The following is a 21,231-nucleotide window of genomic DNA, read 5'->3' on the forward strand; positions in this document are numbered from 1 at the left end:
TACATATGAAAAATGCCTTTACATTACTATTTGAAACAATTAAAGAACGAAAGAGAAATCCACTTTCTGAATCATATACAAATTACTTGTTTTCAAAGGGAGAAGATAAAATTTTAAAGAAAATTGGTGAGGAATGTACAGAAGTAATTATTGCATCCAAAAATAATGATAACGAAGAGCTAGTGAAAGAAATGGTTGATGTAATGTATCACTGCTTCGTTTTATTAGCCGAAAAAAATATATCATTAGAAGATATTATGGAGGAAGTGACAGAAAGAAATGGGAAGCTTTCGAGAGTAGGGGACAGAAGAGAAATAGATACATTATAGGGGGAATATGTATGAAGGTGGATTATCACATTCATTTAGAAGAAGGGCCATATTCAATAGGATGGCTAGCTAAAATAAATGAAGCACTGCAACATTATGAACCGCTAAAAGAAGAAAAACATTCTATGGAATGGCTTGTGAAAACACAAGAACGCCTGCAAAGACGTGTGAATGAAGGGCCATTTACAATGAAATGGATTGATTTATATTTAGAAGAAGCTTTGCGAAAAGGGATAAAAGAAGTTGGTATTGTCGATCATTTATATCGTTTTTATGAAGCGAAAGAATACTATGAAAAATATGTTGATATTAGTGATTCGGGTCTTGGACGTTTACAAAAGGAATGGTTAGACCAAGTAAGGGTAGCTTCACTACATGATTTTACAAAGGCAATTGAAGAGGCGAAAGAACGGTGGAGTAAAAGAGGTGTTACGCTTAAACTTGGAATTGAAGCAGATTATTTTATTGGTGGTGAACAACAATTACAATCTTTACTCGCATTAGGAGATTTTGATTATGTAATTGGTTCTGTTCATTTTTTAAATGGCTGGGGATTTGATAATCCAGATACGAAAGAATATTTTAAGGAACATGACTTATATGTTTTATATGATACGTTTTTCAAAACGGTTGAGTGCGCAGTTCGTTCTGAGTTATTTGATATTATTGCTCATCTTGACAACATAAAAGTATTTAATTATCGATTAGATGAGAATGAACAACTTTCTTATTATAAGAAAATTGCGCGTGCATTAGTAGAAACAAATACAGCAACGGAAATAAATGCGGGATTGTACTATCGCTATCCTGTGCGCGAAATGTGTCCGAGTCCGCTATATTTACAAGTATTAGCTAAACACGAAGTTCCGATTACACTTTCTTCAGATGCTCATTATCCGAATGATTTAGGAAAATATGTGGAAGAGAATATAAAGACGTTACGTAATCATGATATTGCTCACTTAGCTACATTTACGAAACGAGTTAGAACGATGAGATTACTAGAAGAAGTAACAATTTCAAAATGATCACGATTTTTTCATGAAAATCCATCTTTTTGTTCAAAATAAGAAAGAATAAAAAGGAGGGTAAGAAATGTCGAAACAGCAAAATAAGCAAAATGTACAAGGTGCACAGCAACAAGCGTATACTTCTGAAACGAATGCTACATCTCAATCCGTTATTGAGGAACAAATTAGTGATACAGTTGCAGAAGGAACGATCGATGTGAAGCTTGGAAAACAATCGCAAGAAAAAGCATAAGAAGAGGGGGAGACTTGCATCTCCTCTTTTTTTGTGGAAAAGTGTCGATTTTCAAAACTATAATCAAATTCCTTGGTTTTTATATGTGGATTTCTTACAATGAAAGATAAGAGAGATCTTATTTTCTATAGAAGAGGTGTTAGTAGTGGCAAAAATATTAGTAGCAGGGAAAATTCCAGCAATCGGATTAGAACTATTAAAGGATCATGATGTAGAAATGTACGATAAAGAGGAGTTAATTTCTTTAGATGAATTAACAGAGCGTGTAAAAGACAAAGATGCATTGTTAAGCCTACTTTCTACAAAGGTGACAAAAGAAGTGATTGATGCGGCACCTAATTTGAAGATTGTTGCAAACTACGGTGCTGGTTACGATAATATTGATTACTCATATGCCGAAAAAAAAGGGATTGCGGTAACGAATACACCGAAAGTATCAACGGAAGCTACCGCAGAACTAACATTTGCACTTCTTTTAGCGGCGGCACGTAGAATTCCTGAAGGTGATACGCTATGTCGTACAATTGGATTTAACGGATGGGCACCGTTATTTTTCTTAGGCCGCGAAGTACATGGTAAAACAATTGGAATTATCGGCCTTGGAGAAATCGGAAAGGCAGTTGCAAAACGTGCGAAAGCATTTGGCATGAATATTTTATATACAGGACCAAATCGAAAGCCTGAAGCTGAAAGTGAACTGGAAGCAACATATGTAACATTGGAAGAATTGTTACAAACGGCAGACTTTATTACAATTAACTGTGCGTATAATCCGAAATTGCACCATATGATTGATGAAGAACAGTTCAAAATGATGAAGAAAACGGCGTATATTATAAATGCTTCACGTGGACCAATTATGCATGAAGCGGCACTTGCTCATGCTTTAAAAACAAATGAAATTGAAGGGGCAGCTCTTGACGTGTTTGAATTTGAGCCGAAAATTACGGAAGAGCTAAAAGGATTAAAGAATGTGGTACTTGCTCCTCACGTAGGAAATGCAACATTCGAAACGCGTGATGCGATGGCCGAAACGGCGGTAAGAAATATTTTAGCTGTATTAAATGGCGAAGAAGCTGTAACGCCTGTTAATCAAAAAGTATTCGTTACAAAATAAAAAGAAACCTTCCGATTCCGGAAGGTTTCTTTTTATTTTTCTTTATTTGCTCTTTTTGATGGTCTTTGTCTAAGGAATTGAGATAGCATGTACAAAATATATAGTGGAATAGCAATGAATAAGAAAACAGAAAAATTACCGAACCCTGTTTGGTACATTGTGATAATGATGCCCACTAAAAATAGTGTAATAATGATGCTATATCGTGGAATTGGTACATCTTTTAAACTTGGGATACGAATGCGGCTCACCATTAAAAATGCGAACGTTACAAATACTGTAATAAGAACGATTTTTGGAATGGTATGTGAAAATAATGTTAAGAAAGCAACAAGCCCTCCCGCTGCTGTAATCGGTACCCCAGTGAAATATTTCATTGAAGTAGAAGATGGTGTTACATTAAATCGTGCTAAACGATATGCTCCGAAAAGAGGGAATAGCCCCGCTATGTATAGTCCGATGATTCCATAATTAGAGAAAGATGTGTAATACATGAGAACAGCAGGTGCTGCACCAAATGTTACGACATCCGCAAGCGAGTCAAGCTCTTTTCCCATTTGTGAATCAACACGTAATAAACGAGCAACACGCCCATCAAGACTATCTAACATCATCCCGATAAGTACTAAAATAGCAGCTGATTTATAATATCCTAAAGATGCATAGCCGATTGACAAGAATCCACTATATAAATTTCCGAGCGTAAATAAGTTTGGAATAGCTGCTCTATACAAAATCTGATCCCTTGCTTTCTGTAATAAATTCTTAATTAGTGTATGAAAGTTTACTTATTTTATCATACCATAAATTTCTTCTTCACACGAAAGAAATTCCCAATTTGTGAAAGATTTCATATCAGAATGATTTGAAAAATAAGTGAAAAAAGAAGGGGCTGTCTCATAAGTCTCTTTCGAGGTAAGATCACATGAAATTGAAAAGGCAGAAACGTTATAAAATTAACATTTCTGCCCTTCACTTTTTATTCGATTTTGGCTAAAAAGCACTTTTTGGGACAGCCTCTTCTTGTATTATTCAAAGTTCGTTATCATAGTTCCAGTTTTATACCGATTGTTAGGATCGAAACGTAACAAATCTCCATAAATGAGTTTGTCGGAAAGTTTCAATTCTGTTTTTGCTTTTTCAATATTCGGTTGACATAATGAGATGTCTGCTTCTTCACCTGTGTTTCGTTTATAGCACATGTTTTTTGTATACACATAATCTTCCGAAACGAAGCTACCATCACGCATTACCATAAGTGGATCTTCTTCTTTAATAAATAAGTCAGTTCCAAATTCAACTGATTTATTTGTTTTAATACCAAGTAAATGAAGTAGCGTTGGTTTAATATCAATTTGACCAGACACTTTAGAAATGACTTTTCCTTCTTGACCAGGTACATGAATAATGAGAGGGACGCGTTGTAATTGCATAGAATCAAATGGTGTAATAGCGTCTTTCCCAAGGAACTGAGCCATAGCTGCGTTATGGTTTTCAGAAATACCGTAATGATCTCCGTAAATGACAATAACAGAGTTGTCATACAGTCCTTCTGCTTTTAATTGTTTAATAAATTGTTTAAGAGCTTCATCCGTATAACGAACGGTTGGGAAGTAACGGTTTACAACGCCACTTTCCGAATTAAACTCATCAACATATTGATCTTCTGGATTTAGAAGAAATGGAAAATGGTTTGTTAAAGTAATGAATTTTGTATAGAACGGCTGTGGTAAAGATTTTAACTTTGGAATAGATTGTTCAAAGAACTCTTTATCTTTTAACCCCCAACCGACAGACATTTGTTCCGTGCCTACGTAATCACTTAAATTAAAGTAACGATCATATCCGAGTGCAGGGTACATTACATCACGATTCCAAAACGTTTTATCGTTTGAATGGAAGACAGCAGAAGAATATCCGTATTTCTTTAATTGTTCTGGTGTAGCTGTATATTCATTTGTTGCATGAGTAAAGAATACAGAACCGCGGTCTAACGGATAAAGTGAATTTTCAACGATAAATTCAGCATCAGAAGTTTTACCTTGCCCTGTTTGATGATAGAAGTTATCGAAATAAAAACTATCTTTAATAAATTCATTTAAAAATGGAGTAATTTCTTTTCCATTTATTTTTTTATTAATAACAAAACTTTGTGTAGATTCCATTGAAATCAAAATTACATTTTTACCTTTTGCAGCTCCAAATAAGTTCTTATCAACTTGCTTATCTTTTGAGTCTGTATAGTTTTTAATTTCAGAGAACCCGTCCCCACTTGCAAATACACGTTCAGCTGAAGATTTTGATTGCAGTGTAATATCAAATAGATGATATGTGTATAAACCTAAATTTTTCACGACAGTTTGACGGTCAAACGAGCGTGAGAACATTTGTGGTTTATAAATAATGGAAACAACAATTTGTAGTGCTAATAGAGCTGTTACACCGCTAAAGAAAGTTCTCTTCTCAGAGCGAGAAAGCGGCGTTTTGTCGCAAAATGATGGGAATTTACGCGAAAGAAACATTAAGATGATCGCATCTGCGAATAACAGTAATGTTTTATACGTAAAGAGTTCTTTTATACTCGTCCCTAAATCAGCCATATTATTTGTTTGAAATAATACTGGGAACGTAACGAAATCGTTATAAAACCCATAAAACATTGCATTTCCAAATAAAATGAATGACAGTATAAAACTAATTCCAACTATAATGCGATTTCGGTGTTTAGATGCAAATAATGCAAAACCGAAAAATAAAAGTAACGCAGCTAGTGGATTCATAAAAAGCATAAATTCTTCAAAGAAATTATCAATTTTAATATCAAACGCTAGCTTGTACACAATATATGTTTTTATCCATAATAAAACGACTGCAACGAGTGCGAATCGCAGTTTTGGAAACAGACGTTGTAGCATAATATACTCCTCTCCTAAAAAGCATGACGGTTCTTGTGGGCCTATTTGATTAGCGCCTCATTTTATATATACGAACAGTCCTTTATTATTATGTTTATTATACTATGAGTATCATTATACGAAAATAAAAGAGAGTTGTGGACTTTTTTATAACAATTGAGTAGAAAAAGGACAGTAGGAGACAATAAAATGGAGTTTCTATGTATGATTATTATCGTGCGCGGAAAGAATCGTGTAACAATACGGAGGTTATAATGCGAAAATTATTATATTTTATAGTATGCAGTAGTGTTATACTTTTTGCTTCACCAAGTGTGTCGGTAGCAGAGTATGATGCACCTCTTATGGAAGATGCCCTTTATTCTGTGTTATTTCCGAAAATAAATAAAGCAATCGAAAAACAATATGGGAGCTTGAAGCCTTATCAATGCCCGAAAATTATTAGTTTAAAAAAAGTGTATAGCGGCACATATTTATTTCAAGCGAGTATTGAAGTGACAAAGTATGAACGTGTTGCAGGGAAAATTGCGCCACCATTTGAGAAGGTAACGATTACATTTAATAACGAAGAAGGCGAATGGGAAGTGACAAAGGTTTCAGTAAAGCGCTTACCAAACGATACGAAACTAAACTGTCAAAAAGCAATATAAAAAATTGTTTGACAAATAAAATGATCCTTTGGTATTGTTAATAGCAACAATTAGATGTTTGAAAATTAAATAGACTTACCTCATCTACTCTCAAAGGTAGAGGCCGCGATAGGAAAGAGTAAGCTATGGGAGATTGAATGGAATCTGTGATCATAGGTTGAAAGGGACTATTGCCGAAATATAAGAATAACCATCTTATTCATATATTGGGACTGCATTGAATAAATGTAGTACTGTCATAAGATTTATTTTATGGAGAGCTATTTGGAGATGTTGATGCGGTTTCTTATTTTGAGGAGATAACAACTCGTTTATTTTTTCAATATATATTTTTCCTAATAAGAAACGCGTGTGAACATTGTTCCGCGCGTTTTTTGTCTATCTAAAAGCGTGCTGCAATGAATAGAAGATTGGGGTTATGAGTTTTAGAGGAAATAAGGGAGGAATTCAAATGTATTTACACGGCACAAGCCGAATCAATGGGCAAGGACACTTAGAAATTGGAGGGTGCGACACGACGCAGCTAGCAAAACAATATGGAACACCACTTTATGTATACGATGAAGAGTCAATTCGAGGAAAGTGCCGCGCGTTTCATCGTGCTTTTAAAGAAAGTGGGTTCTCTTATCAAGTAGCATATGCAAGCAAGGCGTTCTTGTGCATGGAGATGTGCCGAGTAGCTCGTGAAGAGAATATGTCATTAGATGTTGTTTCTGGAGGGGAATTATATACTGCACTACAAGCAGGATTTCCAGCATCGCGCATTCATTTTCACGGCAATAACAAAACAGATGAAGAAATTGTAATGGCTCTTCAGGCGAATATTGGTTGTTTTGTCGTAGATAACTTCTTAGAATTAGAAATTTTGCATGATTTAGCAGTGCAACATGGGAAATTTGTGAACATATTAATTCGTGTAACGCCCGGAGTAGAGGCGCACACACATGAATATATTACAACAGGTCAAGATGATTCAAAATTTGGATTTGGCGTGTCAAATGGTCAAGCGATGCAGGCAATTGAGCTTGCTTTACAAAAATCAAATTATAACGTGTTAGGAATTCATTCACATATCGGATCACAAATATTTGAAACGGCTGGCTTTGTGCGAGCGATTGAAGTTCTTCGTCAATTTTTAGAAGCAGTGAGAGAGCGAACAAACTATGTAGTAAAAGTGCTAAATGTAGGGGGAGGATTCGGAATACGCTACACAGAGTCCGATACACCATTAACTCTTGAGACGTATGTGCGAGCTGTAACAAGTGCGGTGAGAGAACAATTTACGTTATGTAATTATCCATTGCCAGAAATATGGGTTGAACCAGGCCGTAGTATTGTGGGTGATGCCGGAACGACACTTTATACAGTCGGATCTGTGAAAGACATTCCTGGTATTCGGAAATATGTATCAGTGGATGGTGGGATGACTGATAACTTAAGACCTGCTTTATATAACGCTCGTTATGAAGCGATGTTAGCGAATCGAGGGAATGATGAGAACGAGGAAGTTGTTTCGATTGCAGGGAAATGCTGTGAGAGTGGAGATATGTTAATTTGGGATATTAATCTACCGAAAGTTGCTTCTGCGGATTTACTAGCAATTTCTTGTACAGGGGCATACGGGTACTCGATGGCAAATAATTATAATCGGATTCGTAGACCAGCTGTCGTCTTCGCGAAAGGTGGTACATCACAAATTGTTGTAGAGCGCGAAACATATGAAAATATTATTGGGAACGATCGCATACGTATAAAAGAACTTGTTTAAATGAGGAAAAAGGAGTTGTTCGGATGGGCAATTCCTTTTTTATAAAATAAAATAATTAAAATATATCGGAAAACTAGGATTGAAAAAAATCAGAATTGTGATAAAATACAAATACAAAGCTTATCAAGAGAAGCGGAGGGAACTGGCCCGGCGAAGCTCGGCAACCTGCTTATAGAAAGCAAGGTGCTAAATCCAGCAAAATGGAATCCATTTTGAAAGATAAGGTAAAATATATTACCGAACAGTCTTTTCGAAATGGGAAAGATTTTTTTTATGAATAAAAAGGGGGGCTGTTCGCGTGAGCGTACGGGAACATTTTGAGGAAGTATCTGAGAAAATTGAAGCGATGCTTGCTGATATGAAATATGGTTCAATTACAATTGTTGTGCAAGATGGAAAAGTCATTCAATTAGAGAAAAGTGAAAAAGTACGTTTAAAGTAAAAAGCGCTGACTAGAAAAACTAGAGGCGGTTTTAACCTATTTTATTAGGTTAAAACCGTCTTTTTGCTTTTACAGGGGGAAAAAACATGTTGACGTATGAAACGTGGGAAGAAAATGATGTTTCATTTTCAGAAGAAGATGAAACGAAAGGCGCGTTATCTGTATTAAGTTGGGCTTATAAAGAATATAAAAGTGAAATTGTATACGCATGTAGCTTCGGAGTGGAAGGGATGGTACTGCTGCATCTTATTAACCAAGTAAATCCATCTGCTAAAGTTGTTTTTTTAGATACTAACGTACATTTTCAAGAAACGTATGAATTAATTCAAAAAGTGCGGGAACGATTTCCTTCATTAAATATTATAGAAAAACAGCCAAAACTTACACTTGATGAACAAGTCAACTTGTATGGTAACAAGCTATGGGAAAGCAATCCTAATCTTTGTTGTAAAATTAGGAAGATTTTACCGTTAGAAGAATCATTAGCGAATGAAAAAGCGTGGATATCAGGGTTGAGGAGAGAACAATCAGAAACGCGTAAGCATACAAAGTTTATAAATCAAGATCATCGTTTTCAATCTATTAAAGTTTGTCCGCTCATTCATTGGACGTGGAAAGAAGTATGGCGATATGTATACAAGCATAGCTTGCCGTATAACCCATTACATGATATTGGATATCCAAGTATTGGGTGTGAGAAGTGTACGTTGCCTGTAGGAGAGGGTGGCGATTCGAGAGATGGTAGATGGGCTGGGAAAGTGAAAACTGAATGTGGTCTTCATTATCAATAAGATGAATCTTGAAATAAAACAAAGAGGAGATATAGAAAATGAGTACAGTAAACGAATTGGTAAACCTTGTAGACGAGACATATGACATATCACAAATTGAAAAAGAAATTGAGCTAGATAACATTGCGTTAAGTGATTTAGAACTATTAGCGACAGGGGGATATAGCCCGCTTACTGGTTTTCTAGGAAAGAAAGATTATGATTCGGTTGTAGAAACGCTTCGTTTAAATAATGGAAGTGTTTGGAGTATACCAATTACATTACCAGTAACGGAAGAGGTAGCAGAGACGCTAAAAGTTGGAGAGGAAGTAAAGCTTGTTAACGGTGGAAACGTATATGGTGTCATTCAAATAGAAGATATTTTTGTGCCTGATAAGGAAAAAGAAGCGTTACTAGTATATAAAACGACGGATGAGGCTCATCCGGGAGTGAAAAAATTATATGAACGACCGAACGTTTATGTCGGTGGGGCTATTGTTCTTACGAAACGCTTTGAAAATAATCCGTTTCCTTCTTATCATTTAGACCCAATTGAAACGAGAGAAGAATTTAAAAAACGTGGTTGGAAAACAGTAGTCGGATTCCAAACGAGAAATCCTGTACATCGTGCCCATGAATATATTCAAAAATCTGCTCTTGAAATTGTAGATGGTCTCTTTTTAAATCCCCTCGTCGGGGAAACGAAGTCGGACGATATTCCTGCTGATGTAAGAATGGAAAGCTATGAAGTGTTACTTCAAAACTATTATCCGAAAGATCGTGTCTTTTTAAGTGTATTTCCTGCAGCGATGCGTTACGCAGGACCGAGGGAAGCGATATTTCATGCACTAGTCAGAAAGAATTTTGGATGTACCCACTTTATTGTAGGGCGAGATCATGCAGGGGTAGGAGATTATTACGGTACTTATGAAGCGCAAGAAATTTTTACAAACTTTACAGTAGAAGAATTAGGGATTACACCGTTATTTTTTGAACATAGTTTTTACTGTACGAAATGTGAAGCAATGGCTTCGACGAAAACATGCCCGCACGGAAAAGAAGATCATGTTATTTTATCGGGTACGAAAGTAAGAGAACTATTACGAAACGGTGAGATTCCGCCAAGTACATTTAGTCGTAAAGAAGTAGTGGAAGTGCTAATTAAAGGCTTGAAAAAAGAAGTAGTAACAGAATAGGGAGAGAATGAGATGGACACAAATATTACTTGGCATACAGCTTCGGTTTCAAAAGATGAGAGAAGAGTGAAGAATGGGCATCATAGTTTTGTAATTTGGTTTACTGGTTTATCAGCGTCGGGTAAATCTACAGTAGCAAACGCGGTTGCTCGTAAACTATTTGAAAAGAATATTGGAAACTATGTACTTGATGGAGATAATATACGCCACGGTTTAAATAAAGATTTAGGTTTTTCTGAAAGTGATCGTATGGAAAATATAAGACGGATTGGCGAAGTGGCAAAGCTATTTGTAGATCAAGGTACTGTTGTTCTTACAGCGTTTATTTCACCGTTTCGAGTAGACCGAAAACAAGTTAGAGATCTATTAGCTGCAGATGAATTTATAGAAGTGTTTGTAAAATGTCCAATTGAAGAGTGTGAGAAACGTGATCCGAAAGGGCTTTATAAAAAAGCAAGAAAAGGTGATATTAAAGACTTTACAGGTATCGATTCACCATATGAGGAACCAGAGAAAGCGGAATTAATTGTAGAAACGCATAAGCATTCTATTGAAGAATGTGCAGAACAAATCGTGAAGTACTTACAAGAGCGTAGTTTTATCCCGCTAATTGGCGGGCAGTAAAACTGTCATCTCAAAATTTGTCTAGGGCAAAGAAGTTAGGTAGGAGATGAATTGCCTGTAAATTCCTGATTGGTTCAATCAATAATCAGTGGGGGAGGAACCCCCCACTGATTAAAGTTTCACTTTATATAGGGGGATTAAAAAATGAGTTATGAAAAAGTATGGGCTAACAATGAAAAATTAAATCAAACTGAGAAAAATAAATTAAAAAAAGATGGATTGGAAATCTTTAATGACATTCCTTACTATGCAGAGAATGGCTTCGAATCTATTCCGAAAGAAGAGTGGGACGCATTCAAATGGGCAGGGTTGTATTTACAAAGACCGAAAGAAGCTGGTTATTTTATGATGCGTGTAAATATTCCTTCTGGCATTATTACGAATGCACAGGCAGAAGTGCTTGCTTCTATCGCTGAGGATTATGGACGTGACGTAATAGATATTACGACAAGACAGGCGATTCAGTTTCATTGGTTACAAATTCATCAAATTCCAGATATTTTTAAAAGATTAGCAAGAGTTGGGTTATCTTCAGCTGGGGCGTGTGGTGATATAACGCGTAATATTACAGGAAATCCACTTGCTGGCATTGATGCAAATGAATTATTTGATACAACGCATATTGTGAAAGAGGTATATGACTACTTCCAACATAATGAAGAGTTTTCTAACTTACCACGTAAATTTAAAATGTCTATTAGTTCTAACATTTATAACGCAGCAAACGCAGAGATTAACTGTGTTGCATTTACACCTGCTACGAAAGAAATAGATGGTGAGAAAAAAGTTGGTTTTCATATAAAAGTAGGCGGTGGGTTATCGGCTCGTCCATATTTAGCTGATGAATTAGATGTATTCGTTTTACCAGAAGAAGTCAAAGCGGTAGCGATTGCGATTGCTACGATATTCCGTGATTTTGGATATCGTGAAAAACGTCATTTAGCTCGTTTGAAATTTCTTGTTGCAGACTGGGGAGCAGAGAAGTTTAAAGAGAAACTAATAGAATATACAGGACCATTACAAAGTAAAGGAGAAAGTGCTCTTAAAGGCTGGAATGCGGGATACTTTTATGGTGTCCAAGACCAAAAACAAGATGGACTAAAATATGTAGGTTTTAATGTGCCGGTAGGACGCCTACATGCAGAAGAAATGTTTGAGATTGCAAGAATTGCTAAACAATATGGAAATGGACAAATTCGTACATGTAATTCACAAAACTTCATTATTCCGAATGTTCCGCCAGAAAATGTAACTGGCTTGCTAAATGAGCCGTTGTTTGAAGCGATATCAGCAAATCCGAAATCGTTTATTGGTCACGCGGTTTCTTGTACTGGTATTGAATATTGCAATCTTGCATTAGTAGAAACGAAAGAAAGATTACGAAAAATTGCCGAATACTTAGATACACAAATTGCACTCGATGTTCCGATTCGTATTCATATGGTAGGATGCCCGAATTCATGTGGTCAACGTCAAATTGCTGACATTGGATTACAAGGTGTAAAAATGAAAACGAAGGAAAAAGGAATTGTTGAAGCCTTTGAAATATATGTAGGTGGAACGCTGTTAGATGGTGGTGCTTATAACCAAAAGTTAAAAGGAAAAATAGATGGTGAGGATCTACCTGATGTACTCGTATCATTTATAAGTTATTTCAAAGAAAATAAATTACCAGCTGAAACGTTTTATGATTTTGTAGGCCGTGTTGGTGTAGAGACATTACAAACAGCGTTAAATAACGTGTTAGAAGAAGTAATAGCGTCTTAGGAGGGACAATATGGATTTATATCGATTTGAAGCTGTATTAGAGAATAGTATTGTTCCAATTGTTGTTGTTGCTGAAAGTGAAGAAAAGGCATTTAAGATGGCGGAGATTGAACTTGAAAAACATTTTTTACCGTTACCAGAAGTAAAGGAGATTGCTCTATTTGAAAAAAAGAAGATTCGAAAAAGCGCGGCTTTTGTTATTCATGAGTAAGGAACATTGAAATATGAAGAAATGAAAACTTCCATTCCTATATAAGGATGGAAGTTTCACTTTAATAGTAGAAATGAGGAGAGATGATGGGAAAAGTATATATCGTTGGAGCTGGCCCTGGAGATCCAGATTTAATTACTGTAAAAGGATTGAAATGTATTGAGAAGGCAGATGTTATTTTGTACGACCGTCTCGTAAATAAAGAGTTGCTTTCCTATGCAAAGTCTGGAGCGGATTTAATTTATTGCGGAAAACTACCAAATTATCACACGATGAAGCAAGAGACAATTAACACGTTTCTTATTAAATATGCGAAAAAAGGAAAAGTTGTAACGAGGCTAAAAGGTGGGGATCCATTTGTATTTGGTAGAGGAGGAGAAGAAGCTGAAGCGTTAGCAAAGCAAGGTGTACCGTTTGAAATCGTTCCTGGTATTTCAGCTGGAATAGCTGCTCCTGCTTATGCTGGTATTCCAGTGACACATCGTGATGCAAGTGCAAGTTTTGCTATTGTGACAGGGCATAGAAAAGAAGATGCTGAAGAGGAAGTGAAGTGGGAAAATTTAGCGAAAGGTGTAGAGACTTTAGCTGTATATATGGGGGTTAGCAATTTACCCTACATATGTGAGCAACTGATAAAGCATGGAAAAAATAAAAGTACGCCTGCTGCTATTATTGAGCGGGGAACGACATCTATGCAGCGCACAGTTGTTGGGACGTTAGGAACAATTGTAGATGTTGCGAAAAAAGAACAAATTCAAAATCCAAGCATGATTGTAATTGGAGAAGTCGTCCGTTTTAGAGAAAAAATCCATTGGTTTGAAAAGCAGACAGAAAGTACGTATCAAGTAAGTGGAGTGTTATAAAATGAAAGCCATCTTATATATATGTCATGGAAGTCGCTTGAAAGCAGCGAAAGAAGAAGCGGTTGCATTTATTACGTCATGTATGAACCGTGTAGAGGCAAGTATTCAAGAAATTTGTTTTTTAGAGTTAGCGAGTCCAACTATTGATGAAGGGTTCCGTACATGTGTGAAGCGTGGTGCTACAGAGATTATCGTTATTCCAGTTTTTTTATTAGCAGCAGGTCATGTGAAAAAAGATATTCCGTTTGAATTGGAAAAGTTAAATAATCAATATCCAAGTATAAAAGTGACCTATGGTAATCCATTTGGCGTATCAGAAACACTTATAAAATCAGTGTATAACGGTAGTGGCATTGAACAGGAAAATAAGAATGAAGTGACGTTACTTCTCGTTGCAAGAGGGAGCAGTGATCCTGAAGTATTACGAGATATAAACTGGATCGCTTCTTTATTTCAAACGGAAGAGAAAATTAAAAAAGTAGAAATTTGTTATTTAGCAGCTGCCGAGCCGAAATTTGAGAAGAAGTTAAAGGAAGTTGTAGAACGAAAAGAAAAGAATATCGTTGTACTGCCTTACTTGTTATTTACAGGTTTGCTTATGAAGCATATTGAAAAAGAAGTACGCCAATATGAGCTAGATGAGATAAAAATAAGTCCATATTTAGGGAAGAATGAAGCGTTTCAGTATATGTTAATTCAGAAAACGAAGAAATTATTGAAGGGAGATCAATATGTATCCACTTACAGTGCGAGTTGAGAAGAAACGTGTTGTTGTCATTGGTGGAGGGAAAGTCGCGGGATTCAAAATTATTCCTTTACTCAAACAAGGTGCAGATATAGTTGTGGTAAGTCCTGAATTGGATGCAAATTTAGTGAAACTTGTAGAAGAAAAGAAAATTCGTTGGTATCAAAGGGAGTATGAAAAAAGTGATATTAAAGACGCCTTTTTAGTTGTTGCAGCGAGTAGTGATGCTGTATTGAATGAACAAATTGCTGAAGATGTCGCAGAGAATCAATTAGTAAATGTTATTACGAATCCGGAAAGTGGAAATGTTCATTTTCCGGCAGCGATTCATCGTGGATTACTGAATGTGGCTGTTTCTACTGGCGGAGCGAGCCCAAAACTTGCAAAAAAAATTCGAGATGATATCGCAAATAAATATGATGAGACGTATGAATCGTATCTTGATTTTTTATACGAAGTTAGAATAAAGGTGAAAGAATTACAAATAGAGAAAAGAGAGAGAAATATATTGTTGCAAGAGGTATTGAAGTCGATATATGTTCAAAATGAACAAAAAAGAGAATTGTTTTTACAAGAATTAGAGAGAAGAGTTCATATAGGATAATAAATAAATTGTACTTTACAACTATAAGAATATAATTTATAATCACAAGTAACTTCAATAGATGAAATCGATGAGCAAGAAGAGTATGTATATTTGATGCGTTCAGAGAGCTGGGGTAAGGTGTGAGCCCGGTACGATAAAATATACAGAATGGGCTTGCGAGAGGTATGTTGAACATTGTAGTAGGCAACCCGGGTTCCGCCGTTAAAAGGATAGAGTATCGGAGTTTTTCCTGTACTTGAACAAGTGGGATTTATCAATCCAATTGAGGTGGTACCACGGTATTAACATTACATATATCGTCCTCTACATGCATATTTGCGTGTAGGGGACTTTTTTATTTTCTAAAGGAGGTGTGCGAGTATGAAATGAAAGTGTATAATTAATAAAAGTTTAAATATTCAGAAAAGGAGAAATTATGATGAAAGAAACACAGCAATGGACGTCGAAAATAGGCTTTGTACTCGCAGCAGCCGGAGCCGCAGTAGGTCTTGGTGCGATATGGAAATTTCCATATGTTGCAGGTAATGGCGGGGGAGGCGCATTCTTCCTTGTATTTTTACTATTAACTTTATTTATAGGTATGCCGCTTCTTATAGCTGAATTTGTTATTGGACGTAGTACACAAAAAGAGGCAGTTACTGCGTATAAAGTATTGGTGCCAAATAGCAAGTTATATCCTTGGATTGGTCGCATGGGAGTTGTTACTTGTTTTAGTGTACTATCTTTTTATAGTGTTGTAGGTGGATGGATTTTACTTTACTTATACTATAGTGTGACAGGAAGTTTCTGGAATGGAGTGGCTGATTATGGGCAATTATTCGGTGAGACGATTTCAAATCCAGTAAGCGCGATCGGAGCACAATTTATCTTTATGCTTTGTACAATTTTTGTCGTAAGTAAAGGTGTAGAGAAAGGGATAGAAAAGGCAAGTAAGTATATGATGCCGTTATTATTTATTTTATTTATTGCAATTATTGTTCGTGCGTTAACACTGGATGGTGCTTTTGCTGGGGTAGAGTTCTTCTTAAAACCAGATTTTTCAAAGCTGACAGCAGATACGATTTTATATGCGATGGGACAATCTTTCTTCTCTCTAACAGTAGGGGCCTCAGTAATGGTAACGTATAGTTCATATTTAAAGAAAGAAGAACATTTAGCGAAGTCAGCAACATCTATTGTAAGTTTAACTGTTTTTGTTACAGTACTTGCAGGATTAGCGATTTTCCCGGCGATTTTCGCACTAGGTGTTAAGCCGACTGAAGGACCAGGGTTACTATTTATCGTCCTTCCAGCAGTATTTGCGAAAATACCATTTGGACAATTTTTCTTCATTATGTTTTTAGTGCTATTCTTCTTTGCAACGTTAACATCTGCGATTTCCATGCTTGAAATTGTAGTAGCATCTGTTGCGAAGGGGAATGAGAAGAAGCGTCCGTCAGCATCGTTATTAATTGGTATTCTAATTTTTGCAGTTGGAATTCCGTCAGCGTTATCGTTTGGTATTATGAGTGATGTGAAAATATTTGGGAAAACATTCTTTGACTTAGTCGACTTCTCAGTAAGTAACGTATTGCTGCCGTTAGGGGTACTAGCTATTTCGCTATTCGTACCAAATAAAATGAGTAAAGAAATGTTAATGAAAGAATTAGAAGTTACGGAAACGAAAGGGAAAACATTATTTAATATTTGGTTCTTCTTACTTCGTTATGTTATTCCAGTAACTGTAATTATTGTATTTTTAAATGTGATAGGTGTATTTAAAATGTTTGCATAATAAAAAGACGGAGAAATCTCCGTCTTTTTATTATGTTGTAGGTGTATTTAGTAAGCGATTATATGCTTTGTAGGCTGTGATGACTGCGAGGAATGATCCGATTAAAAATAAAACTGAGCCACCAAATGTAAATAGCCGGCCAATAAAAGTCTCTCTAGCTTCTTGTATTTTTTGCTGTAATTGTGTATTCATATAATTCACCCCGTAAACTATAGGCATTTAGTTATAGTCTATGTAGAATGCCTATAGTGTGTGAAGTGGAAATAAAAGAACTCGGTATGCACCGAGTTTTTTTATAATCCGATATAAGGAGATGGATCAACTGCGTTTGTCTTGCCGACATTCCATTCTCCCAGATGAAGTTCGAAGTGTAAATGTTGTCCGTATGATTGGCCAGTATTCCCCATAAATCCAAGTTGAGTTCCTTGTTTTACAGTTTGTCCATTTGATACAGAACGGCTACTCATATGAGCATATACTGTTGTATATGTTTTTCCGTTAATACGGTGAGATAAGTACACAACATTTCCGTAACTAGATGATAATTCTGAGCGAATAACAACGCCATCTGCAGCGGCAATAATTGGAACAGTTCCTGAAGCAGCGATATCGATTCCTTTATGGTTATCTATAGAGCGTACGCCAAAACCAGAAGTTTTTGATCCAGCTGCTGGTTTAATAAATCCTCCGATGTTTGTATCGTGTGGTGTTGGGGCCGCTTGAGCTGTTTGAGCAGATGTAGCAGCTTGTTTACGAGCTTCTTCCGCCTTGCGAGCTTCCTCAGCTTTACGAGCTTCTTCTGCGCGTTTTTCTTCTTCAATTGCCTTTTGAACAGCTTGACGCTGGTTTTCTAAAATGCCTTTAGATTCTTCTAATCCTTCAATCTCTGAATCTACTTTTGCTACTTTCGTATGTAGATCGCTAATAAGAGTTTGTTGCTGTTGTTGGTTGTTTTGTAATTCTTGTTGTTTTTGTTCTAATTTTTGCTCGGATTCTTTCAGTTGTTGCTCTTTTTTCTCAACAGCCTCTTTTTCTTTCGTCACAGCATCTTGGTCATTTGTTTGTTTTTTCACAATGTCAGTATCATTATTTAAAATTAAACTGACAGAGTACATATTATCAACAAGATCAGCAATGTTTGCAGAATTTGTTAATACTTCTGTAATGATATTTGTGCGAGGTTTTTCTTGCATAGATTGCAGTCGTTGCTTAATAACTTCCTGACGCGTATCTATGTTTGTTTGTAATTGCTCTATATGTTTCTTTTTTTCAGTAATTACTTGTTGTGTCTTACTAATTTCTTTTTTTGTATCGTTTAATTCAGCTTCGTTTTTATTAATAGAAGTAGTTAAATCGTCGATTTTCTTTTGTAATTCTTGAATTTCTTTTTCTATTTGTTCTTTCTCGGCTGATTTATTTTGTAAGTCATTTTGTTTTCCTTCTAATTCAGATTGAATATTAGATAATTTATCTTGATTCGTTTCAGCGTATGTGGGTGAAAGTAACGGGGAAGCAAAAATCGTTCCTGCTGCTAAAACGCTGAACGCTACAAATTTCTTTTTCATGGTTGTCTGGCTCCTTTCCCTATGAATGTTATATATCATAAGAAGAAGAGTGTCTATCGTTGTAACCATAATGTAAAGAAAATTTTATAAAATTACTAAGTTTTGTCGGAATTTATCATTTTTTTACGGTAATTGTAATGGTGATTCTCTTTCTTAATTTGTGTAACAAAGGTGTGTTCTGGATTGCATTTTGTTAAATAAAGGAATAAATAGGTATATTTTATGTAGTGAAATTTAATTTGGAAACTCAATAAAATACTAGTAAGGAATCGTTCTCATGTTAGGTTTTCTGACATGGGTTTTATTTTTGTCAAGAAAATTATTTGCGTTTGGGCAAACTTATTTTGTTGTCAGATTTTAAATTTTGATTTATGATTTTTAACAGGGACAAAATGTAGTGAATTGTCGAATAATATGTAATACTCTTAATTTCAAGTTTTATAGATATAGAATGAGAGGTAGAGTGACACATCGAAGAGGGGGTTACAACAAATATGAAAAGAATAGGACTTGCATGGCAAATATTAATAGGACTTGTGCTTGGTATTGCGGTTGGTGCGATTTTCTTTGACAATCCAGCTGTTGTGAAGTACTTACAACCAATTGGTGATATTTTCATCCGACTAATTAAAATGATTGTAGTACCGATTGTTGTAGCAAGTATTGTTGTTGGGGTTGCTGGTGTTGGCGATGTTAAAAAATTAGGTCGACTAGGCGGAAAAACAATTATTTACTTTGAAATTATTACAACAATTGCAATTATTGTCGGTCTATTAATTGCGAATATTTTCCAACCAGGAAAAGGCGTAAATATGGAGCAGTTAACAAAGACAGATATTTCGAAATATACACATACGACAGAGCAAGTACAAAGTCATTCGTTTGCAGATACATTTGTAAATATTGTTCCAACAAACATTGTAAAGTCATTAGCTGACGGAGATATGCTTGCTATTATCTTCTTCTCTGTATTATTTGGTTTAGGTGTAGCAGCAATTGGTGAAAGAGGAAGACCGGTTCTTCAATTTTTCCAAGGTGTAGCTGATGCGATGTTTTACGTAACAAATCAAGTTATGAAATTTGCACCATTTGGTGTGTTTGCACTAATTGGAGTTACAGTTTCTACATTTGGTCTTGCTTCGTTAATTCCATTAGGGAAATTATTAATTGTAGTATACGGGGCAATGATTTTCTTCGTTGTAGTTGTCTTAGGACTTACAGCGAAAATATTTGGAATTAACATTTTCCAATTCTTTAAGATTTTAAAAGACGAGCTGATCTTAGCATATTCTACAGCGAGTTCAGAAACAGTTTTACCGAAAATCATGGAGAAGATGGAGAAGTTCGGTTGTCCGAAAGCAATTACATCTTTCGTTATTCCGACAGGTTATTCATTTAACTTAGATGGATCAACTTTATATCAAGCAATTGCGGCTATTTTCTTAGCGCAAATGTACGGTATTGATTTATCCATTACACAACAAATTACATTATTGCTTGTATTAATGGTTACATCAAAAGGTATCGCAGGTGTACCAGGCGTATCGTTCGTTGTATTATTAGCGACACTTGGTACAGTAGGTATTCCACCTGAAGGTTTAGCGTTTATTGCAGGTATTGACCGTATTCTAGATATGGCTCGTACAGCAGTTAACGTTGTAGGTAACTCTTTAGCAGCTGTAGTTATGTCTAAATGGGAAGGTCAATATGACGCTGAAAAAGGACAAGCCTACTTGAAAGAAATTTCTAATAAGCAAGCAGCTTAATTATAATTTGAACAAGCTCTCACATAATATGTGGGGGCTTTTCTATATAGAAGGGGAGCAGACATAATGAAACGTAAATATGGTGACGGTTCTTCGTGGAAGCGACTACTAGAGAAGGATTATACGGTTAAGCAAATAGAAGAAGGAATGCTAGGAATACTGGAAATAAAAAAGGTGAGAGAACCTAGTTGTAAAGAATATGACGGTAAAGAGCTATGTATTGCTGGCAATCAGTATACGTGGATTCAATATTTCATAGACGAGAAAAACTTTGCGATTACCGCTATGTTAGATGATCAAAAGGAATTAGTGCAATATTATATCGATGTGGCGAAAGACTATGAAATAGACGAGCGTGGTTTACCGTATTTTGATGATTTATATTTAGATGTAGTGTTATTGCCGAATGGTAAGGTGTATGTACTAGATGAAGATGAGCTAGAGGATGCTTATAGAAGTGGCGATGTTACAAAAGAAGAGTATGAGTTAGCTTGGTACACTACAAAGTGGATTATAGCTGCAATAAAAAATAATGAATTTTATTGGATTTCAATATTGGAAGAAGAAATCAAAAAGTTAAAATGATTATTGTATTCAAATTTTTGTATAATTACCAAAAAAATCTATACAAAAAATAATTGACTTTTGTTTTGTAAGCGAGTAAAGTTAGGGAAGAAATTATTATTAAAAAATAAATATGAAACCTTCTTATAAAGAGAGGCGGAGGGACTGGCCCTACGATGCCTCGGCAGCGGACTCGATTTCAGAGTGCTGTGCCAAATCCAGCAAGCATATGCTTGAAAGATGAGAAGAGCGTTTCTTATAGATGTATAAGACCTCTTCTCGTTGGAAGAGGTCT

At 35.7% G+C, this 21,231-nt stretch carries 22 protein-coding genes, 3 riboswitches and 1 other annotated feature; of the genes, 18 read left to right on the forward strand and 4 right to left on the reverse strand.

The annotated features are described in order from the left end of the window. Positions 1–5: 5 nt before the first annotated feature. The 4 genes from hisE to MR070_RS04850 all read left to right on the forward strand — a co-directional run bounded on the left by hisE (position 6) and on the right by MR070_RS04850 (position 2,709). Positions 6–329, forward strand: coding sequence for a phosphoribosyl-ATP diphosphatase (gene hisE / locus MR070_RS04835; protein ID WP_000786132.1), 324 nt, complete (start codon positions 6–8; stop codon positions 327–329). 11 nt (positions 330–340) lie between these two features. Beyond that, positions 341–1,357 carry a histidinol phosphate phosphatase domain-containing protein gene (locus MR070_RS04840; RefSeq protein ID WP_242260681.1) on the forward strand — a complete coding sequence of 339 codons (1,017 nt, stop codon included), beginning with the start codon at positions 341–343 and terminating at the stop codon, positions 1,355–1,357. Positions 1,358–1,424: 67 nt separating this feature from the next. Then, on the forward strand, positions 1,425–1,592 hold the full coding sequence (locus MR070_RS04845) for a YozQ family protein (RefSeq protein WP_000043572.1): 168 nt from the start codon (positions 1,425–1,427) through the stop codon (positions 1,590–1,592). Positions 1,593–1,737: 145 nt separating this feature from the next. Then, positions 1,738–2,709 (forward strand): NAD(P)-dependent oxidoreductase, encoded by a 972-nt coding sequence (locus MR070_RS04850; protein ID WP_242260682.1) that lies wholly within the window; start codon positions 1,738–1,740, stop codon positions 2,707–2,709. A gap of 32 nt (positions 2,710–2,741) precedes the next feature. Here the strand turns inward: MR070_RS04850 and pssA are convergent, their stop codons facing one another. Further along, the gene (gene pssA / locus MR070_RS04855) at positions 2,742–3,443 is read right to left on the reverse strand and encodes a CDP-diacylglycerol--serine O-phosphatidyltransferase (RefSeq protein WP_000285422.1); all 702 of its coding nucleotides are present in this window, start codon (positions 3,441–3,443) and stop codon (positions 2,742–2,744) included. Positions 3,444–3,737: 294 nt separating this feature from the next. Continuing rightward, positions 3,738–5,624, reverse strand: a complete 1,887-nt coding sequence (locus MR070_RS04860; protein WP_000941731.1) for an LTA synthase family protein — start codon at positions 5,622–5,624, stop codon at positions 3,738–3,740. A gap of 200 nt (positions 5,625–5,824) precedes the next feature. Between MR070_RS04860 and MR070_RS04865 the strand changes: the two genes are divergently transcribed. From MR070_RS04865 to MR070_RS04920, 12 genes are all read left to right on the forward strand, one after another. Then, positions 5,825–6,274, forward strand: a complete 450-nt coding sequence (locus MR070_RS04865; RefSeq protein WP_002091837.1) for a DUF3888 domain-containing protein — start codon at positions 5,825–5,827, stop codon at positions 6,272–6,274. An 89-nt stretch (positions 6,275–6,363) separates the two neighbouring features. Further along, positions 6,364–6,545, forward strand: a riboswitch (Lysine riboswitch). Positions 6,546–6,725: 180 nt separating this feature from the next. Further along, entirely contained in the window at positions 6,726–8,042 is a 1,317-nt protein-coding gene (gene lysA, locus MR070_RS04870; RefSeq protein WP_000280638.1) for a diaminopimelate decarboxylase, read from the forward strand. 117 nt (positions 8,043–8,159) lie between these two features. Next, a riboswitch (SAM riboswitch) is annotated at positions 8,160–8,268 on the forward strand. A gap of 72 nt (positions 8,269–8,340) precedes the next feature. Continuing rightward, a complete protein-coding gene (locus MR070_RS04875) occupies positions 8,341–8,484 on the forward strand; it encodes a YezD family protein (RefSeq protein WP_000116161.1) in 144 nt (47 codons plus the stop codon). An 86-nt stretch (positions 8,485–8,570) separates the two neighbouring features. Next, positions 8,571–9,275 (forward strand): phosphoadenylyl-sulfate reductase, encoded by a 705-nt coding sequence (gene cysH / locus MR070_RS04880; RefSeq protein ID WP_242260683.1) that lies wholly within the window; start codon positions 8,571–8,573, stop codon positions 9,273–9,275. A 38-nt stretch (positions 9,276–9,313) separates the two neighbouring features. After that, positions 9,314–10,450, forward strand: coding sequence for a sulfate adenylyltransferase (gene sat / locus MR070_RS04885; RefSeq protein WP_242260685.1), 1,137 nt, complete (start codon positions 9,314–9,316; stop codon positions 10,448–10,450). A 12-nt stretch (positions 10,451–10,462) separates the two neighbouring features. Next, positions 10,463–11,074, forward strand: coding sequence for an adenylyl-sulfate kinase (cysC, locus tag MR070_RS04890; RefSeq protein ID WP_242260687.1), 612 nt, complete (start codon positions 10,463–10,465; stop codon positions 11,072–11,074). A gap of 144 nt (positions 11,075–11,218) precedes the next feature. Beyond that, positions 11,219–12,841, forward strand: a complete 1,623-nt coding sequence (locus tag MR070_RS04895) for a nitrite/sulfite reductase (RefSeq protein ID WP_000119649.1) — start codon at positions 11,219–11,221, stop codon at positions 12,839–12,841. A 10-nt stretch (positions 12,842–12,851) separates the two neighbouring features. Next, positions 12,852–13,052 (forward strand): DUF3906 family protein, encoded by a 201-nt coding sequence (locus MR070_RS04900; protein WP_000366909.1) that lies wholly within the window; start codon positions 12,852–12,854, stop codon positions 13,050–13,052. Positions 13,053–13,138: 86 nt separating this feature from the next. Then, entirely contained in the window at positions 13,139–13,915 is a 777-nt protein-coding gene (gene cobA / locus MR070_RS04905; RefSeq protein WP_000521286.1) for a uroporphyrinogen-III C-methyltransferase, read from the forward strand. A gap of 1 nt (position 13,916) precedes the next feature. Beyond that, positions 13,917–14,672, forward strand: a complete 756-nt coding sequence (locus MR070_RS04910) for a sirohydrochlorin chelatase (RefSeq protein ID WP_000644361.1) — start codon at positions 13,917–13,919, stop codon at positions 14,670–14,672. Then, positions 14,647–15,264: an NAD(P)-binding protein gene (locus MR070_RS04915; protein WP_000283344.1), complete on the forward strand. Its 618-nt coding sequence runs from the start codon at positions 14,647–14,649 to the stop codon at positions 15,262–15,264. The genes MR070_RS04910 and MR070_RS04915 overlap by 26 nt, the downstream gene beginning before the upstream one ends. A 61-nt stretch (positions 15,265–15,325) precedes the next feature. Then, positions 15,326–15,574 (forward strand) — a binding site (T-box leader). 111 nt (positions 15,575–15,685) lie between these two features. Then, positions 15,686–17,041: a sodium-dependent transporter gene (locus MR070_RS04920; protein WP_139304176.1), complete on the forward strand. Its 1,356-nt coding sequence runs from the start codon at positions 15,686–15,688 to the stop codon at positions 17,039–17,041. 30 nt (positions 17,042–17,071) lie between these two features. On the opposite strand, the gene MR070_RS04925 is transcribed toward MR070_RS04920, so the two are convergent. Further along, entirely contained in the window at positions 17,072–17,233 is a 162-nt protein-coding gene (locus MR070_RS04925) for a hypothetical protein (protein WP_242260689.1), read from the reverse strand. A 101-nt stretch (positions 17,234–17,334) separates the two neighbouring features. After that, on the reverse strand, positions 17,335–18,606 hold the full coding sequence (locus MR070_RS04930) for a murein hydrolase activator EnvC family protein (RefSeq protein WP_139896204.1): 1,272 nt from the start codon (positions 18,604–18,606) through the stop codon (positions 17,335–17,337). A 494-nt stretch (positions 18,607–19,100) separates the two neighbouring features. On the opposite strand from MR070_RS04930, the gene gltP reads away from it, so the two are divergent. Together gltP and MR070_RS04940 are read left to right on the forward strand one after the other, a co-directional pair. Continuing rightward, entirely contained in the window at positions 19,101–20,372 is a 1,272-nt protein-coding gene (gltP, locus tag MR070_RS04935; RefSeq protein WP_000821148.1) for a glutamate/aspartate:proton symporter GltP, read from the forward strand. 66 nt (positions 20,373–20,438) lie between these two features. Then, positions 20,439–20,957: a ribonuclease FAU-1 family protein gene (locus MR070_RS04940; protein WP_242260691.1), complete on the forward strand. Its 519-nt coding sequence runs from the start codon at positions 20,439–20,441 to the stop codon at positions 20,955–20,957. Positions 20,958–21,077: 120 nt separating this feature from the next. Then, positions 21,078–21,183, forward strand: a riboswitch (SAM riboswitch). Positions 21,184–21,231: the final 48 nt, after the last annotated feature.

Origin of the sequence: Bacillus cereus group sp. BfR-BA-01453, assembly GCF_022662915.1 — a bacterium.
Classification (GTDB): Bacteria; Bacillota; Bacilli; order Bacillales; family Bacillaceae_G; genus Bacillus_A; species Bacillus_A paranthracis.